The 16739-nt window shown below is 35.4% G+C and carries 16 protein-coding genes; 10 read left to right on the forward strand and 6 right to left on the reverse strand.

The genetic code is table 11. The features are described 5' to 3' along the window. Positions 1-7: 7 nt before the first annotated feature. Positions 8-673: a response regulator transcription factor gene (locus BQ5367_RS09520; protein ID WP_071442278.1), complete on the reverse strand. Its 666-nt coding sequence runs from the start codon at positions 671-673 to the stop codon at positions 8-10. 98 nt (positions 674-771) lie between these two features. Between BQ5367_RS09520 and BQ5367_RS09525 the strand changes: the two genes are divergently transcribed. The 5 genes from BQ5367_RS09525 to BQ5367_RS09545 all read left to right on the forward strand — a co-directional run bounded on the left by BQ5367_RS09525 (position 772) and on the right by BQ5367_RS09545 (position 6625). After that, a complete protein-coding gene (locus tag BQ5367_RS09525; protein WP_071442279.1) occupies positions 772-1473 on the forward strand; it encodes an AzlC family ABC transporter permease in 702 nt (233 codons plus the stop codon). After that, complete coding sequence (locus BQ5367_RS09530; protein WP_071442280.1) at positions 1473-1814, forward strand: AzlD domain-containing protein; 342 nt, start codon at positions 1473-1475, stop codon at positions 1812-1814. The genes BQ5367_RS09525 and BQ5367_RS09530 overlap by 1 nt, the downstream gene beginning before the upstream one ends. 80 nt (positions 1815-1894) lie before the next feature. Next, on the forward strand, positions 1895-2599 hold the full coding sequence (locus BQ5367_RS09535) for an ABC transporter ATP-binding protein (RefSeq protein ID WP_071442281.1): 705 nt from the start codon (positions 1895-1897) through the stop codon (positions 2597-2599). After that, positions 2599-5730, forward strand: coding sequence for an ABC transporter permease (locus BQ5367_RS09540; protein ID WP_071442282.1), 3132 nt, complete (start codon positions 2599-2601; stop codon positions 5728-5730). Before BQ5367_RS09535 ends, BQ5367_RS09540 begins: the two co-directional genes overlap by 1 nt. A 7-nt stretch (positions 5731-5737) precedes the next feature. After that, the gene (locus BQ5367_RS09545) at positions 5738-6625 is read left to right on the forward strand and encodes a beta-propeller fold lactonase family protein (RefSeq protein WP_071442283.1); all 888 of its coding nucleotides are present in this window, start codon (positions 5738-5740) and stop codon (positions 6623-6625) included. Positions 6626-6644: 19 nt separating this feature from the next. On the opposite strand, the gene BQ5367_RS09550 is transcribed toward BQ5367_RS09545, so the two are convergent. Further along, the gene (locus BQ5367_RS09550) at positions 6645-8105 is read right to left on the reverse strand and encodes a hypothetical protein (protein WP_071442284.1); all 1461 of its coding nucleotides are present in this window, start codon (positions 8103-8105) and stop codon (positions 6645-6647) included. Between the two features lie 153 nt (positions 8106-8258). On the opposite strand from BQ5367_RS09550, the gene BQ5367_RS09555 reads away from it, so the two are divergent. The 5 genes from BQ5367_RS09555 (at position 8259) to BQ5367_RS09570 (ending at position 12860) form a co-directional block, all read left to right on the forward strand. After that, positions 8259-9653 (forward strand): class I SAM-dependent methyltransferase, encoded by a 1395-nt coding sequence (locus tag BQ5367_RS09555; protein ID WP_071442285.1) that lies wholly within the window; start codon positions 8259-8261, stop codon positions 9651-9653. Between the two features lies 1 nt (position 9654). After that, positions 9655-10239 (forward strand): HAD family hydrolase, encoded by a 585-nt coding sequence (locus tag BQ5367_RS09560; RefSeq protein WP_071442286.1) that lies wholly within the window; start codon positions 9655-9657, stop codon positions 10237-10239. Positions 10240-10247: 8 nt separating this feature from the next. Beyond that, positions 10248-10712: a GNAT family N-acetyltransferase gene (locus tag BQ5367_RS09565; RefSeq protein WP_071442287.1), complete on the forward strand. Its 465-nt coding sequence runs from the start codon at positions 10248-10250 to the stop codon at positions 10710-10712. A gap of 93 nt (positions 10713-10805) precedes the next feature. Further along, on the forward strand, positions 10806-10931 hold the full coding sequence (locus BQ5367_RS13985; protein ID WP_143052386.1) for an adhesin: 126 nt from the start codon (positions 10806-10808) through the stop codon (positions 10929-10931). A gap of 96 nt (positions 10932-11027) precedes the next feature. Next, positions 11028-12860: a hypothetical protein gene (locus BQ5367_RS09570; RefSeq protein WP_071442288.1), complete on the forward strand. Its 1833-nt coding sequence runs from the start codon at positions 11028-11030 to the stop codon at positions 12858-12860. Positions 12861-12905: 45 nt separating this feature from the next. Here BQ5367_RS09570 and BQ5367_RS09575 read toward each other — a convergent pair whose 3' ends face one another. From BQ5367_RS09575 to def, 4 genes are all read right to left on the reverse strand, one after another. Next, the gene (locus BQ5367_RS09575; protein WP_071442289.1) at positions 12906-13325 is read right to left on the reverse strand and encodes a PPC domain-containing DNA-binding protein; all 420 of its coding nucleotides are present in this window, start codon (positions 13323-13325) and stop codon (positions 12906-12908) included. Continuing rightward, positions 13325-14185, reverse strand: a complete 861-nt coding sequence (locus tag BQ5367_RS09580; RefSeq protein ID WP_071442290.1) for a metallophosphoesterase — start codon at positions 14183-14185, stop codon at positions 13325-13327. Before BQ5367_RS09580 ends, BQ5367_RS09575 begins: the two co-directional genes overlap by 1 nt. A gap of 61 nt (positions 14186-14246) precedes the next feature. Then, a complete protein-coding gene (gene rnjA / locus BQ5367_RS09585) occupies positions 14247-16046 on the reverse strand; it encodes a ribonuclease J1 (RefSeq protein WP_071442291.1) in 1800 nt (599 codons plus the stop codon). Between the two features lie 77 nt (positions 16047-16123). Then, positions 16124-16684, reverse strand: a complete 561-nt coding sequence (gene def, locus BQ5367_RS09590) for a peptide deformylase (protein WP_071442292.1) — start codon at positions 16682-16684, stop codon at positions 16124-16126. Between the last annotated feature and the right edge of the window lie 55 nt (positions 16685-16739).

Consider the following 16739-nt stretch of genomic DNA (forward strand, 5'->3'; position numbering starts at 1 on the left):
GGATTTCCTATTCAGTTTCAAAACGATAACCTACCCCTCTGACAGTAACGATACAGTCAGCATATTCTTTAAGATTTTTACGCAGTGTTTTGATATGCGTATCTAACGTACGATCATCCCCAAAAAAATCATAGCCCCAAACAACAGAAATACATTGTTCACGAGAAAGAGCAATATTTTTATTTTTAATCAGATAAGTTAACAGATCATATTCTTTTGGTGATAGATGAGCTCTTTCACCATCAATGTCAACAGTATGGGCAGAATAATTAATGACAAGTCCTTTATAGATAAATGTATCTGTCTGATTATTCTGAGTTCTTTTTAAAATAGCTTTGATACGCATCATCAGCTCTTGCATACTAAAAGGTTTAACGACATAATCATCGATGTCCATTTCAAAGCCATGGATACGATCATATTCTTCTCCTTTTGCAGATAGCATTAAGATCGGTGTATTTGAAAATTCTCGGATACGTCTGGTTGCTGTATAGCCATCACAAAAGGGCATCATGATGTCCATGATGATACAGTCATACTGATTCTTTTGAACAGCCTCAATAGCTTCATAACCATTGCTGGCTTCATCTGCTTCCATATGTTCATATAAGGCATATTTTTTTATAAGCCCACGGATTTTTTCTTCATCATCAACAATTAATATTTTTGGCATGATATCACCTCATTGTTTAGTTTAACACAACATTGTGAATTTTTTCTGAAAACAATAAAAAAAGTTCAATAAATGTTATAATCTTTAATGGTGATTTTATGAATGAAGATTATAAAGAAGGATTTAAATTAGGTATTCCCATCGGCATTGGTTATCTATGTGTCAGTTTTGCTTTTGGAATGATGGTGAAAAATGCTTCATTACCAGTATGGATGGCTTTTTTGATATCTGCGACAAATATGACAAGTGCTGGTCAGTTTGCCGGATTAAATCTGATTGTATTACAAGCCAGTTATGCGGAAATGGCGTTGACAACGCTAGTGATTAATTTACGATATGCTTTGATGTCGCTTTCTCTTTCTCAGCGTTTAGATGAAAAGATGAGCACATTTGAACGCTGTATCATGGCTTTTGGAGTTACAGATGAGATTTTTGCGGTATCTTTGACTCGGACAAAGCCAATAACGCTTGCTTATTTTATGGGAATTTTAAGTCCGGCTTTTGTTGGATGGACTCTGGGGAGCGTTTTAGGTGCTCTGTTTTCATCCATATTACCGGCAAGTATATCGAATGTGATGAATATTGCATTATACGGTATGTTTGTCGCAATCATCCTTCCGGCAGCAAAACAGGATAAAAAGAAGCGTCTTGCTGTCGTTTTAGCGACGATCTGCAGTTGTCTGATGACCTATCAGTCAGTGATTCAAATTTCACAGGGCTGGATGATCATTTTTGTCAGTGTTGCTGTCAGTGCTTTTATGGCTTTTTTCTTTCCTATTAGGAAACAGGAGGAAATGTAATGAAAGAAATTTTGTTAAGTGTTGCCGTGATGGCAGTTGTGACCTATCTGATCCGCCTTTTACCATTAGTTTTATTTAAAAAGAAAATAACCAATATTTATGTTCAAAGCTTTATGGAGTATATCCCTTGTGTCGTTTTATCATGCATGACATTTCCAGCTATCTTTACTTGCACACAAAATGTTTTCTCTTCTCTTGCAGGCAGTGTGACAGCTATTTTTTTAGGATGGAAATCACGCTCTTTAGTGGAGGTGGCCTGTGCTGCGGTAGTGAGCGCTTTGGCAGTAGAGCTGTTAATTTCTCTCTTCACATCAACTTCCCATTATTTTTTCATATTTTAAGAACAAATATGTGTTAAAATAAAATATATATAGAATGAATGAAATGGCGTTTATAGACATAAGGCTAAATGGAGGCGTTTATGAGTGAATTTATTGAATTCAATGATGTAAAGAAGATATATCATGTCGGTGAAGTAGATATTCCTGCATTGGATGGTGTTAACTTTCAGATCAAAAAAGGAGAGTTTGTCGTTATTGCCGGAGCCAGCGGTGCCGGCAAGTCGACCATTTTGAATATCTTAGGTGGAATGGATTCGCCAACCAGTGGTACGATTTATGTAGATGGAGAAGATATTGCTTCTTATGATGCGAAAAGACTGACAACTTATCGGCGTCATGATATTGGGTTTGTTTTTCAGTTCTATAACCTTGTGCAAAATCTTACCGTTACTGAAAATGTAGAGCTGGCTTGTGAAATCTGTGATGATCCGCTGGATATTACTGAAACGATTAAGAGCGTAGGTCTGCTTGAAAGAAAAGATAATTTTCCGGCACAGCTATCGGGTGGTGAACAGCAGCGTGTGGCCATTGCCAGAGCCTTAGCGAAAAATCCAAAGCTTTTGCTTTGTGATGAACCGACAGGAGCCTTAGATTATAATACAGGGAAACAGATTTTAAAACTGTTACAGGATACTTGTCGTAAAAACAATATGACGGTAATCGTCATTACCCATAATTTGGCTTTGACACCAATGGGAGATAAGGTTATTCGTGTGAAAAGTGGTAAGATTGACAGTATTACCATCAATGAAAACCCAGTACCAGTAGAAAGTATTGAGTGGTAATGAAGAAAATATATTTAGATATTTTACGAGAAATAAGAAAAAGCTTTGGCAGGTTCTTTTCCATCTTTGCCATTGTAGCTATCGGTGTTGCCTTTTTTGCTGGGGTGAAGGCATCAGCGCCGTTGATGAAAGAAACAGCTGACGCTTATTTCGATGAGTATAATTTACAGGATATTCAGGTTTATTCAACTCTAGGGTTTGTAGATGAGGACATTGATGAGCTGCGTAAGATTGAAGGCATCGAAGGTGTACATGCAACAAATAGCGTAGATGCTGTTTTCATGATGGACACGACAGAATATGTTTATAAGATCATGACGCTTCCAGAAGATATGAGCGAGTCAAATAAAGATTATATCAATCAGGCAGTTTTAGTTGAAGGAAGACTTCCTGAATCACCGGATGAATGCGTCGTAGAGGAAGGTCAGATCATGGCTGAAGGTCCTCAAGTAGGAGATGTCATTCAGCTTTCAAGCGGGACGGATGATCCGCTTGAAGATACTTTGAACTATACAGAGCTAACCGTTGTCGGGAAGGTCAAGATTCCTTATTATCTTTCTTATCAGAAAGGAAGCAGTAGTATAGGAGATGGTTCACTGGACGGTTTTCTGCTTACTTTAGATGAGAACTTTAAGAGTGATATCTATACTGAAGTTTATATTACTGTAGATGGGGCTAAAGAATATAATTCTTATGATGAGGCTTATTTTGATGAAGTGATCAATCCGGTCATGAATCGCATCGAACAGTTAGGAAAAGAGCGGGCATCATTGCGTACAGAAGATATCAAAGCTCAGGCGTTAGAAGAATATCAGAAAAGTGAAGATGAATTTAATCAGCAGAAGCAGGAAGTTGAAAATCAGCTGAATGAAGCTGAAAAACAGCTGCAGGCAGGCTATGAAGAGCTGCTTTACAATGAAAATCGCATAAAAGATATGAAATCAGCGATTGAATTGATTAAGACACAGGGAGAGGCGCAGCTGGAAAGCGCCCAAACACAGTTAGAATTACTAAAAGCCCAATTATCAATGGGCGAAAGCAATGCTCAGGTACAAGAAATGCAGAAGATGTTAGATGAAGTGAATCAGCAGATCGATGCGTTGCCTGAAGAGGATAAAGTGCTGACCAATGAAGATTATTTTGATTTACGAATGCGTCAGCAGTCGCTGGAACTGATGATTGAAATTGCGACAAGCGATGCGACCCGTGAACAGCTAGAAGCAGCTATAACGGCTCAGGAAGAGAGTATTGCTTCAATGAAAGAAGAATTAAATCAGCAGCTGGCGAGCTACGAGGAACAGATTGCTCAGGGGGAAGAACAGGTAGCTCAAGGCAGGATTGATTATGAGAATGGTGTTCAAGAACTTGAGAATAACCGTAGAATTGCACAGGAACAGCTGACAGATGCACAGGAACAGTTAGATAAAGCTAAAAGTGACATTGAAAATATGTCAGAGGGTGAATGGATCGTATTGGATCGTCAGTCACATTATTCTTATATGGATTATGGAAGCAGTGCGGATCGTATGGATTCAATTGCGAAAATATTTCCATTGTTTTTCTTTCTTGTGGCTGCTTTAATCTGTTTGACAACAATGACACGTATGGTGGATGAACAGCGTAGTGTCATTGGTACTTTTAAAGCTTTAGGTTATTCAAAAAGCGCCATTGCCTTACGTTACTTAAGCTATGCTTTTATTTCTAGTGTTTGTGGATGTGTTGTTGGTGTTTTGGTAGGTTTTGCGGTTTTCCCGACACTGATTACACATTTATGGAATATGATGTATACATTGCCAGATGCCCATTTCACTTTCTATTGGGATCTTGCTTTAATGGCAAGTGCCGGTTGTATAGCCATCGTATTAATTGCAACATGGTTTGCTGTTTATAAAGAATTAAGAGAAACACCAGCCTTGTTGATGCGTCCAAAAGCACCTTCCAATGGAAAACGTATTTTCCTTGAAAGAGTTACTTTTATTTGGAAACGACTTTCTTTTACCCGTAAGGTAACCTTTAGAAATTTATTCAGATATAAGAAGCGTTTCTTTATGACGGTCATTGGTATTAGCGGCTGTACTGCATTGCTGGTAGCAGGTTTTGGTATTCAGGATTCGATCAGCGGCATCGTTTCAAATCAGTATGAAGAACTTCAAAAATATCAAGTCAGTGTTTTAATTGATGAGGATAAGAATGTTGTTGAAAAAGAAGAAATCATTAACACGATCAATGAATTGGATCATGTAGATGAAACGATCTTGATTGCCCAGCAAAGTGGCAGTGCGAATATCAAAAATAAGGATCAATCGGTCGATCTGATCATTGTAGATGATGAAGAAGCTTATCAGGATTTTCATGTACTTCGTGACCGAAGAACTCACGCAACAGTTGAAATGCCGGAAAGTGGTGTACTTGTCAGTGAAAAGATGGCAAATGATATGGGATTAAAAGTTGGCAGTACTTTTAGATGTACTTCTGATGGAACTTCAGTAGAATTTACTGTTGATGGCATTTTTGAAAATTATGTAGGTCATATAGTTATCATGAATGGCGATACGTATAAAAACACATTTGGATTAAGTGCCAAGCCGACGCAATTATTAATTCGTATGGATGAAAGTAATGAAGAAAATGACAGTGCTTTGGGAAGTGCACTTACTGGTATTGATGGTATAGAAAGTATTGTATTTTATCGTGGCAGTGCGGAATCATTTGAGAATATGATATCTTCACTTTCAATTGTGGTGGTTGTTCTTGTGATTTCTGCAGGTTTGCTTGCCTTTGTGGTGCTGTATAATTTGACTAATGTGAACATTTCAGAACGTGTTCGAGAGATTGCGACACTAAAAGTACTTGGATTCTATGATAGAGAAGTCAGCAACTATGTCTTCCGTGAGAATTTGCTTTTAAGTCTTATCGGTTCTTTGGCAGGATTAGCATTAGGTATGGGATTACATCGTCTGATCATGGCTTTGGCAGAACTTGATAATGTAATGTTTGGACGTACGATCGAACTTAAATCATATTTGATTTCACTGATAATGACGATGTTTTTCTCATGGATCGTTGCTCGTGTCATGCATTATAAACTGAAAAAGATTCCTATGGTTGAATCTTTAAAATCAGTAGAATAGGAGTGTTATGATATATATTGGAGGCTATGCGGCTCAGAAGAATTGCGGTATTTATCAGTTAAATGATGATATGACGTTTCATCATCAGATTTGTGATGATGAAGGAACAAGTTATTTTGATGTTGATGAACAGTATATTTATACGATTTTAAAAAGAGATGACAGAGGCGGTATTGCCGTCTTTGATCATGATGGAAACGAAAAAGCTTCACTTTTATTTGATAAAAAGCCGGGATGTTTTATTCAAAAATATAAGAATCGTATCTATTGTGCTTATTATCATGATGCCTGTGTTCAGATATTTGATGAGCATCTTATATTTCTGCATGAGCTTAATTATCCTCAAGGAAGCAAATGTCATTACGTGGATTTTTTTAAAGAAAAATTTGCAGTTGTATGTTTAGGGTTGGATTTGATTTGTTTCTATGACTATGATTTTCATTTCCTTTATGCAATTGAATTCCCAAAAGGCAGCGGGCCACGTCATATGGTGCATACTAAAGATGAAAAAACTCTTATGGTATTAAGTGAATTAAGTAATGAATTATTCATTATGAATGATCAAGGAGAAATAGAAAAAACATTTTCTATCAAAGAAAATGAAATGACAACAACAGGTGCCGCAATTCGTTTAAGTACTGATGAAAAGCATCTTTATACTTCGACAAGAGGCCAGGATCTTCTTAAGCATTTTGTCTATGAAAAGGAATGGAAAGAAGCTCAGTGTATTCATTTAAATGGTTCACAGCCTAGAGATTTTCAGCTTTTTGATAACTTTTTGATTATTGGTTATCAGGGAAGCTGTCTGGTAGAAAAGCTGCAGCTGGATCAGCGACAGTATATAGGTGAGGTTATTCAGAGTGTGGCATACGATAAAATCGTATGTATAAAGTAAAGGAAGCATTTGCTTCCTTTTATAATAATTTTTTTAGCTTTTCAATACTTTCTTTGTTTTCTTTAATTTCCTGGAGCTGATTTATAATATTTACAGCGACAGTAATAACAGGAATGATCAGTATTACAATCAAGATCAGGGAAGGTATGGAAGCAAGGCTGGCTGTTTCTCCTATCCAATATTCTAATATAGGGATGAGGGAAGCATAGATGGTTAGGATACTAACAAGTGTTCCTAAGATACCTACATAAATTTGAACATACTTCTTTTTTATTTCTTTTTGCTTCTCCTCGATTTGTTTTTTACGATTTGTAATTGTATCATAATAGGCAATAAGGCTTTGAAATTTAGATCGGAATTCATTTTCATATTCACTAATATTAAATGCTCTTTCTATCAGATTATAGACTTGATTAACATGTTCAACAGAACTTGGTACATCAAAAAAGCATCTTAATAAAAATAAAGAGAAAAGTTCATTTGTTTTTTGAAACTCAATCAGCTTATTTTCAATCATATCATAATCATTAAAAGGATAATTATATTGACGTATTTCATTAAGAAGATAGATTAGAGAACGTTTTTGATGTAATGCATTTAAAAATAAAAAGAAATAATCACTTTCCCATTTATATTCAAATCCTTGATCAAAAAAACGATCTGTTCTTTCTATATGTGATTCAACAGTTAATGAACAAAGACCATTGATAGAAGCACACCAGTATTGATTAGAAAAAACCTGCAGAATATTATTCCCATGATCAGATTGATTGTTTAATTGATAAGCTGAATGGTAATTTCTTGCGAGATTTTGAAGGTCATGACTTTGTGGATGCTGATCAGTAATAAGATAAGAATAAATAATAGGTTTTCGATGTAAAGTATCCTGAATATAAAGACCTAATTCAATATCTCCTTCTAAATAAGAAATAAACTGCGAAATAAATTGCTGGAGAGATATTTTTTGGAAAGAATAGGTAGTGCTTTTTGTTTCTGCATTCCATATTTTCTTTGGGATTTCCAGATAGTTTTTAGCATCTTTCGGTTCACATAGGTAATACATAAGATTCATGCAAGTATCTAAAGAACATTCGTCTTTAGCATCGACTCGCATCATTAAAAAAACAACGCCGCTTTCAAATAAAACGATTCGCATATCTTTTAAATAAATTTCAAAAGGTTTTTCTACTGTACGGGCATAGAAATACAATGAATCATTAGGACGTGGCGGCAACTGAAAGAGATCACGTTTTTTTAATGAAAAAACGTGACCGATCTTAGCATTATGATCTTCTTTGCTAAGAAGCCTGCGAAGACCTTTTCTAAGATCTTGAGTTTTTATGCCTGTTTCTTCAAAAACAGGCAATGTCTTATTTTTGTGATTTAAATACGTTGCCTTTTTTATTGAATCAACGCTTTGTTCGTAATTTGCTAAAAGAGGATATATGATCCATGAATGATGTTTTTTTACAGTACACATAATATTTCTCCATTTTTATATATTATAATTATAACGCACATCATTTAAATGTGAAAATATTTTTATGATATTTGATAATAATTAAAAAAATAAAGAAACATCTAAAAAGAAGTATGATAAAATAAAAGAAACATAGACGAAGGAGGAGAGAATATGCAGGATTTTATACGTGCTGACCAGTTAGACAAAATTGAACATTTTATTGCGCTAGGCTATTATGACTCAGCTGTAAAAGAAAGTTGTGCGCTTTTAGAAGAAATACTAAAAAAAGTTTATCGTCAGGCTTTGGCAGATCTTCCTATAGAAGATCGCACTGTTTTGCTTGAAAGTGAAGAAAAAATAGGAAACCGAAACAAGAGCTATACAAAATTTGGTTTTGGTGAATTAGTGGGCTTATTCAATCGCAGTCGTCTTTTAGAAAGATGGGGAAAATATACGCAATCAAATATGGGGATCATCCGATCCATTTCATTAGATTATATCGTTGATTTGAGAAACCGTTTGACTCATGATCAGGCAAATCAAATGTGTACAAAGGCTGAAGCTAATCTTGCTTATGATGCTTTGACAAACTGGTTAAGCTTTATTGGATATAAAGAAATGGATCGAGGTATTGAAAAAGCTTTTACATCCTTAAATGGAGAAGAAAAGAAACAGGAAGTCAGCATCTATGATAAAGTAAAGGAAAAAGTTAATTCAGATTATGATTCTTCAAGCGTACGTGAAAAAAGACGTTTAAAGCTGCAGTCGAGTTATAGTGAAGAATTTGATGCACAGTGTTTTGAATATGTATTAAATAGAATGGATAAGAAACAAGGATTAATTGGCTTAGATATTGGCTGTGCTGACGGCTATGTAACGGAATTGAGATTTAAAAAAGAATATCCTTTTGACATGGTGATTGGCGTTGATTTTAATGGAAAACTTATTGAAAAAATTTCTCAGGAAGATCATGGACATTTTTATTATCATCAGTTAGACTTAGAAGCAAAAGATTTCGATGACAGAATACAAGCAATTATGGATGAACACGAAATCGAAGGTTTTGATGTGATATTTAGTGCTCTGACCCTTCATCACTTAAAAAATCCTCAGCGTATTCTTATGAAACTGAGAAAGTATTTAAATCGAGGAGGAGCTATCATTATCCGTGGTGTTGATGATGGAGCTATGTTGGCTTATGATGATGGTGGACTTGTGGAAAAAATATTAAAAGAAACAATTTCTTTTGAGAATGTATCCGATCGTTTTCATGGAAGAAAGTTCTATACAATGCTATGTTCTTTAGGATATAAAGATATTCAGATGAGATATCAAGTGGACGATACGACTCATATGACTTTTGAAGAAAGAGAAGATTTTTTTCATTATTACTTTGATTTCCGTTTGAGCTATACCTTAAGAACTTTAAATAAAGATCCAGATAATCCTCTTTATCAGGAAAATCATATGAAAATGCAGGAAATGTTAGATGAGTTAGAAGAAAAGTTTATGAAACCGGATTTCTTTTTTTCAACATTGACAATAAGTGCTATTGGGTTTAAGTAATATGAAATATAAAAATATCATTTTCGATTTTGGAAATGTTCTTTCTGTTTTTGATACAGATCAATTATTGAAAAAGTGTACGCCTTATTATGATGAAAAAATGAAAGAAGCTATCTTTTATGATTGGGAAGCTTTGGATAAAGGTATGATCAGTTATGAGGATTATATTGGAAAAGCTTTATCTTTAGCTGATCAAAAAGATGAAGATGCCATTCATTTATTTTTTAGTCAATGGTATTTAATGCTTGATGATATTGAAGAAATGCAACAATGGGTATATGAACTAAAAAAAGGGGGATATCATTTATATATTCTATCGAATGCACCTGTTATATTTGAGGAATATGCCTATACATATTCCTTTACAGATCTGTTTGATGGAGCTGTTTATTCAGGAAGCATTCAGCTTTCTAAACCAGATAAAGCAATATATTATTATCTTTTAGATAAATATCAATTAAAAGCAGAGGAATGTTTTTTCATAGATGATAAATCATGTAATGTAGAAGCGGCAAAAGAGTGTGGTATCGAAGCAATGGTATATCATCAGAATTTAGATGATATTAAAAAGGCTGTTTTAGGTTAGGAGAATATATGTTGAAATATCATATCATGAATGAAGAGGAGAAAAAAATCATCTGTGATTGGAAATATGAAAAGGAATATGAAATTTATAATTTAGAGTCTTATGAAGCAATGAAAGAGAAAAAAAGCGGACTGGCGAACCCGGCTCATGTGAATAATTTTTATTCTTTTTATGATGATCAGCAGCTTGTTGGATTTGCAAATATTCTTGAGGAAGAAAAAGAAGTTTTTATTGGTTTGGGTGTAAACCCATTATATTGCAATCAAGGCTATGGCACTGAAATATTACATTATGTTTCAAAGATTGCGAAAAGCTTATATAAAGAAAAGCCTTTATATTTAGAAGTCAGATCATGGAATAAAAGAGCGATACGATGCTATGAAAAAGCAGGATTTGTCATTGATGGAAACTCTTTTGAACAAGTTAGCGGCATTGGTAAAGGTGAGTTTTATCGAATGGTAAAAAAAGATTAAATGAGTGAATTTTTAACTATAACTTTATTGTCATTTCTTTCGTTTTGTGATAAATTAAAATCATAGAAAAATGCAGAAAGGAGCTTGACAAGGATGGTAGAAATTGCGACAATTCTAAGCAAGCAAGCAAGCAAGCAAGCAAGCAAGCAAGCAAGCAAGCAAGCAAGCAAGCAAGCAAGCAAGCAAGCAAGCAAGCAAGCAAGCAAGCAAGCAAGTTAGCTTATTTTTTCACAAGTCAAACTCTAAAAAGATACAAGCGTATTTTGTCCATTAGGATAAGTGCGCTTTTTTTCTGTATTTTGGAAAGGAGCTAAAATGAAAAACAAAGTTTTAAGTTTACTGATGGCATTATGTCTGGTAGCAGGATTAGCACCAATGGGCATAAAAGCGAATGAAACAGCAGATGTGTGGGATGGAACGGCAGATACTTCGTGGTATACTGGTACAGAAACAACTTATGAAATTGATTCTGCTGAAGCTTTGGCAGGTTTGTCAAAACTGGCCGCTGAAGGAAATACATTTCAGGGAATATCTTTAAATTTAACAACAGATGTAGACCTTGATAATATTGAATGGACACCAATCGCCATGTTTATGGGCAATTTTAATGGTAATGATCATAAAGTGAAAAATATGTATGTTGCATTAGATTCAGGCCAGAGTGGATTTTTTGAGTATCTGCAAAATGCGGTTGTGGAAAATCTTATTATTGAAAATGCGAATGTAAATATGCTATCAACTAATAACAGCTTTTATCAAGGTGTTCTGGCTGGGTGGACACAGAATAGTGAAATAAAGAACTGTGGCACATCTGGAGTATTGAAAGCAGATGTCACAGCTTCTGATGTGCCTTGTATTGGAGGTTTTATCGGTTCTGCAAAAGGAAATTCAGTTTTGCAAAATTGCTGGTCAACTGTAAAAGTAACGGTGGTAAATGAAGATCTGCCAGCAATGGTTGGTGGCTTGATTGGTCAGTGGGAAAATGCTTCCAATGGTGCAAAAATCATGGATTGTTACTTTGGTGGAATGATTGAGGTAGCGAACAATACTACTTCAACGTCAGGAATTATTGGCGCAGCACTTTCTTTTAATGGGAATGTAGTATTAATCAGTGGATGTGTTTCTTATGGTACATTAATAGTCCCTGAAGAAGCCGCAGAAAATGCTCTTCATATCGGAGCATTGGATGAGTATGGACAAGTAGAAAACTGTATCTGGCCAGATGATGGAAAAACTGGCGTTGTTCGGCTTGTGGTCGATTGGAGTATAGGTGAAGCAACTGCTGATCCAAATTTTGATGAAAATTTATGTGGACATTCAGTAACGCTTTTTTCTGAAGATGTAATCCAAGAACTTAACGCAAAAGCACAGACTCCAGATTTGTGGGCTTTAGGAATAAACGGATATCCAGTTTACGCAACTCAAACATCTTTAATTCGTGCTGATTATTCAGCTGTAGATGCTGCTAAAGAAAAAGTTCCTACAGATTTGTCATTATATACGGATGAAACTGTGAATGCTTTGAATAATTTGCTTATTAGTATAGATGAAAATATGAGTTTGGATGAGCAGAAAGAAGTCGATGCGATGGCTCAGGCCATAGAGGACGCCATTACTGCTCTTGAATACAAAGATGCAGATTATACGTCTGTCAATGAAGCCATTGAAAAGACAAATAGCTTGGACAAGACATTGTATAAAGATTTTTCAGGTGTAGAAAAGTCATTAGCTGCCGTAGTTTCTGATTTAGATATCACTCAACAGGAAGAGGTAGATGCCATGGCTAAAGCTATAGAGGATGCCGTTGGTGCTTTAGAATATAAAGATGCAGATTATACGGCCGTCAATGATGCGATTGCAAAGGCAGAAGCTTTAGATTCAGAACAATATAAAGATTTTACAGCTGTAGAAGAAGCTTTGGCATCTGTTGTAGAAGGTCTTGATATCACACATCAAAAAGAAGTCGATGCGATGGCACAGGCTATACTGGATGCGATTTCCGGATTGGAAGTAAAACCAGCAGATACACAGACACCATCAACAAGTGATCATAGTTCTATCATATTATGGATCATGGTCATGATAGGTGCTGCAATGAGTCTGATAAGCTTTGTTGCTTACGATTACAAAAAGAAATATAATCATTAAAAAAAGCGCTCTGTGATTAACAGGGCGCTTCTTATTAGGAAACTCTTAAAATTTAAATAAGTTTAATCCAATGTTTTCATCGAATACACGATCTACTTCACCATCAATGACATCAATGAACATTTCACATGTTGCGGAAATAATGCATTCATTTAAATGCCCTCCATAGACATTCTGATTACCATCAGCTACATTGATATGCAAATGCAGATATACTTCACCATCTTTTCTAGTAATATTACCAATCAAAGATGTAATCTCCATATCCTGATCTAATTCTCTGGAATAGTACTTCTTTTCTTCAATGTTGAAAAGACCTACTTTTACATGATTTGTAGCTCCTAATGCCTGAACATTTCCAAGTTTGATATCATACTGCTTTACGATTTCAGTTAAGGAAGCAATTACTTCTTCTCCCTTATCCAGTCTTACGACAATTTTGTTGTTGAATTTTCTTGATTCCATCATTTACCTCCTATTGCTGTTAAGCGAATCATATGACATTGAGGATCCGCAAAGATCCTGATGTCGCTTTCTGTAGTTCCAAGCCCATTTGAAACGATCAGCTTGGTTTGATTGATAGTATATTCACCATTGGAATATACACTGGCACCTTCCTTTTTTTGAAGGGCTCCAATAAATGGCAAAGCAATTTGTCCACCATGAGAATGCCCTGCAAGAACAAGATCAATGTTGCTAAGGGGCAATTCATTTACAATATCCGGAGCATGTGTTAAAACGATTGTATAAGCACTTGTATCAACATTTTCAAAAGCAAGGGATATATCTGGATTTCCACCTATCTGTGAATCAATGCCAATTAGGTTTACAGCTGTAGCATTGTTTTTTGTAATTAGCAGATGTTCATTTGTCAATAATTCAAAATCAGCCTGATATAAAAGATTTTCAACAAGATCACTGACAACAGGATCATGATCCTCTTCACCTAAAACAGCAAATTTTCCTAAATCTGCTTGCAAAGATTTTAAAAGTGTGATCAATTCCTGCTGTGATTCTTCAGTTGGCGGATATGTTGAAGGATCATCAAATAAATCACCGCCAAATAGAATAATATCCGGTTTATTGGCATTGATTTTTTCAATCATATTTTCTAAACGTTCATAATTCATGAAATGGTTATAATGAATATCGCTGATAAAAGCAATTTTTAGATTGCTTGTTTCTTCACTGATCTTACTGCTTTCAATCGTTTGATTGACGATCGTAACATTTGTAACACTGACTGTTGTGCCATAAAAGATAAAGGCTATGATCAAAGCTACTATCAAAAATAAAACCGCTAGAACTTTCAAGAATTTTTTCATATTTCTATTTTACAATCTTTCATGATATCTGTTAAGTTTTTTTTAGAAAAAAGAAGGAGGTTTAAGCTTCCTTCTTGTGAGTGGCATGAGTTGCTTTTGCAGCACGTGCCTGCTGCATCTGAGCCATGGCTTCCTTTGAATTTAGAATGACCGGAATTACGATTGGATTACGGTGAGTCTTGTTGTAAAGGAAAGGCTCTAATGATCCACGAATCGTGTTTTTAATATCATTGAAAGTAATCTTTGATTGCATTTTTTCTTTTAATGCATTATAGACTACTACTTCTGCTTCTTTTAAAAGTGATTGTGAATCTTTGATAAATACAAAGCCACGTGATACGATTACAGGACGGCATAGAATAGAGTTTGTTCTGGAATCGATGCATACGATAACAGAACACATTCCATTATCTGCCAGGATCTTTCTATCTTTTAATACAGCGGTACTCAAACCACTGATATCATTTCCATCGACATAAATATCATCTGCTGGAATACGATAGCTTGTTTCAAAGACTTCTTCATTACGTAGGATCAATACATCACCATTAGCACAGGTAAAGATCTTATCTTCTGGAATTCCTGTCTGAATGGCTGTTTGCTTATGCTGACGCAGCATTTTATATTCACCATGTACAGGCATGAAATATTTTGGCTTGATCAGCTGTAACATAAGCTTCTGTTCTTCCTGAGATGCATGTCCTGTCGTATGCAGGTTATTGAAGATAGAGTTGGTTAGCACATTTGCTCCTGCTCTAAATAATTTATTAATGACATGGTTGACACTTGATCCATTGCCTGGAATCGGATTGCTTGAGAATACGATCGTATCATTTGGCATGAGCTTGATATAACGATGTGTTCCTTGAGCAATACGGCTGAGAGCCGCTAAAGGCTCACCCTGACTTCCTGTACAAATAATACATATCTTATCTTCAGGTGTATGGTTTAACTCCTCAGGTGTGAGGAAATAACTGTCAGGTACTTTGATCCATCCTAATTTACGAGCAATCGTTACCACATTTTCCATACTTCTTCCAAAGATGCAGACCTTACGTCCACAAGCTACTGCACAAGACAAGATCTGTTCCACACGATGAACGTTGCTGGCAAATGTTGCGACGATCAAACGTCCCTGAGTTTTCTTAAAGATTTCATAAATGGCCTCAGATACTTTCTTTTCAGAAATAGAAAAATCTTCAATACCGGAATTGGTTGAATCACTCATAAGTAGTGAAACACCCGTAGCTCCTAAATAAGCCATCTTCTGATAATCTGAATTGGTACCCACAGGTGTCAGATCAAATTTAAAATCACCCGTCGTAACGATGCGTCCATTAGGTGTATTAACAATAATTCCCAAAGAATCTGGAATGGAATGAGTGGTATTGAAAAAACCACAACGGAAATGTTTTGTATTTACAACGCTATCCTCATTGATTTCAATGATCTTGCAGCGTTTCAGCATTCTTCTTTCTTCTAATTTACGATTGATCAGCGCAACTGCAAAGCGTGGCGCATAAATCGCTTCGATATCTACCGTTTTCAACAGAAAAGGAATTCCTCCAATATGGTCTTCATGACCATGAGTAATTAAAAGAACTTTTCTTTTATATCGGTTTCTGACTAAATAATTGTAATCAGGTATAACATAATCAACACCAAGCAAGCTTTCTTCAGGAAAACGTACACCAGCATCAATAATGAGTATCTCATCTTCATGCTCAATGCAGTACATATTTTTACCAACTTCGCCCAAACCGCCCAAAGCAAATACTAACGTATCTGTTTTTTTAGGTGAGACTCTATTATAAGTATTTTTCCCGCTTTCTCTTAGTGCCGTTTTTTCATATTGTTTCATGAATATCTCCTTTCACTAGCACTTGATTACTCTTAGTATAACATATCAAAACAAAAAAATGTAGCTTTTGCATTTTTTTATTCAAGAACGATAGCGTCCTCAACTGGCTGCCAAGGATTTATTGGATTGATATGATCATAGAAAAGAATACCGCTGAAATGATCGATTTCATGCTGTAAAACAATTGCCGGATAACCTGAAAGTCTAAAAATAACCTCTTTATCTTGAATACAATCATATGCTCGTATCTTTATGCGTGCGCTGCGTGGCACATAACCGGCATGCTCATCTTCGACAGATAGGCATCCTTCACCTTCTTTTAAGTAAGCCATCTGCACAGAACTGGAAATGATCTTGGGATTGGCTAGTGCCAATTCCACATCTTCTTGATCTTCTCCCATTGGAATGCAAACGCCAAGAAGCTGTTTTAAAACACCGACTTGAACAGCGGCAATACCAACAGCCGGTCGTATATTTTCTTTTTCACTTAATTTTGGGTCTTGTGAACATTTCACATGGCTTAATAATTTTAAGGCCAATTTTTTATCTTCTTCACTTAACGGTAATTCTACCGGTTTAGATTTTTCACGAATCAGATGATCACTATCTTTAATGATTTCTTCTGCTTTAAAAAACATATTATTCACCTCTGTCTTTCTATTTTATAATATTTTAGTGCACTTGAAAAGAATC

This window comes from Traorella massiliensis, assembly GCF_900104665.1.
GTDB lineage: Bacteria > Bacillota_I > Bacilli_A > Erysipelotrichales > Erysipelotrichaceae > Traorella > Traorella massiliensis.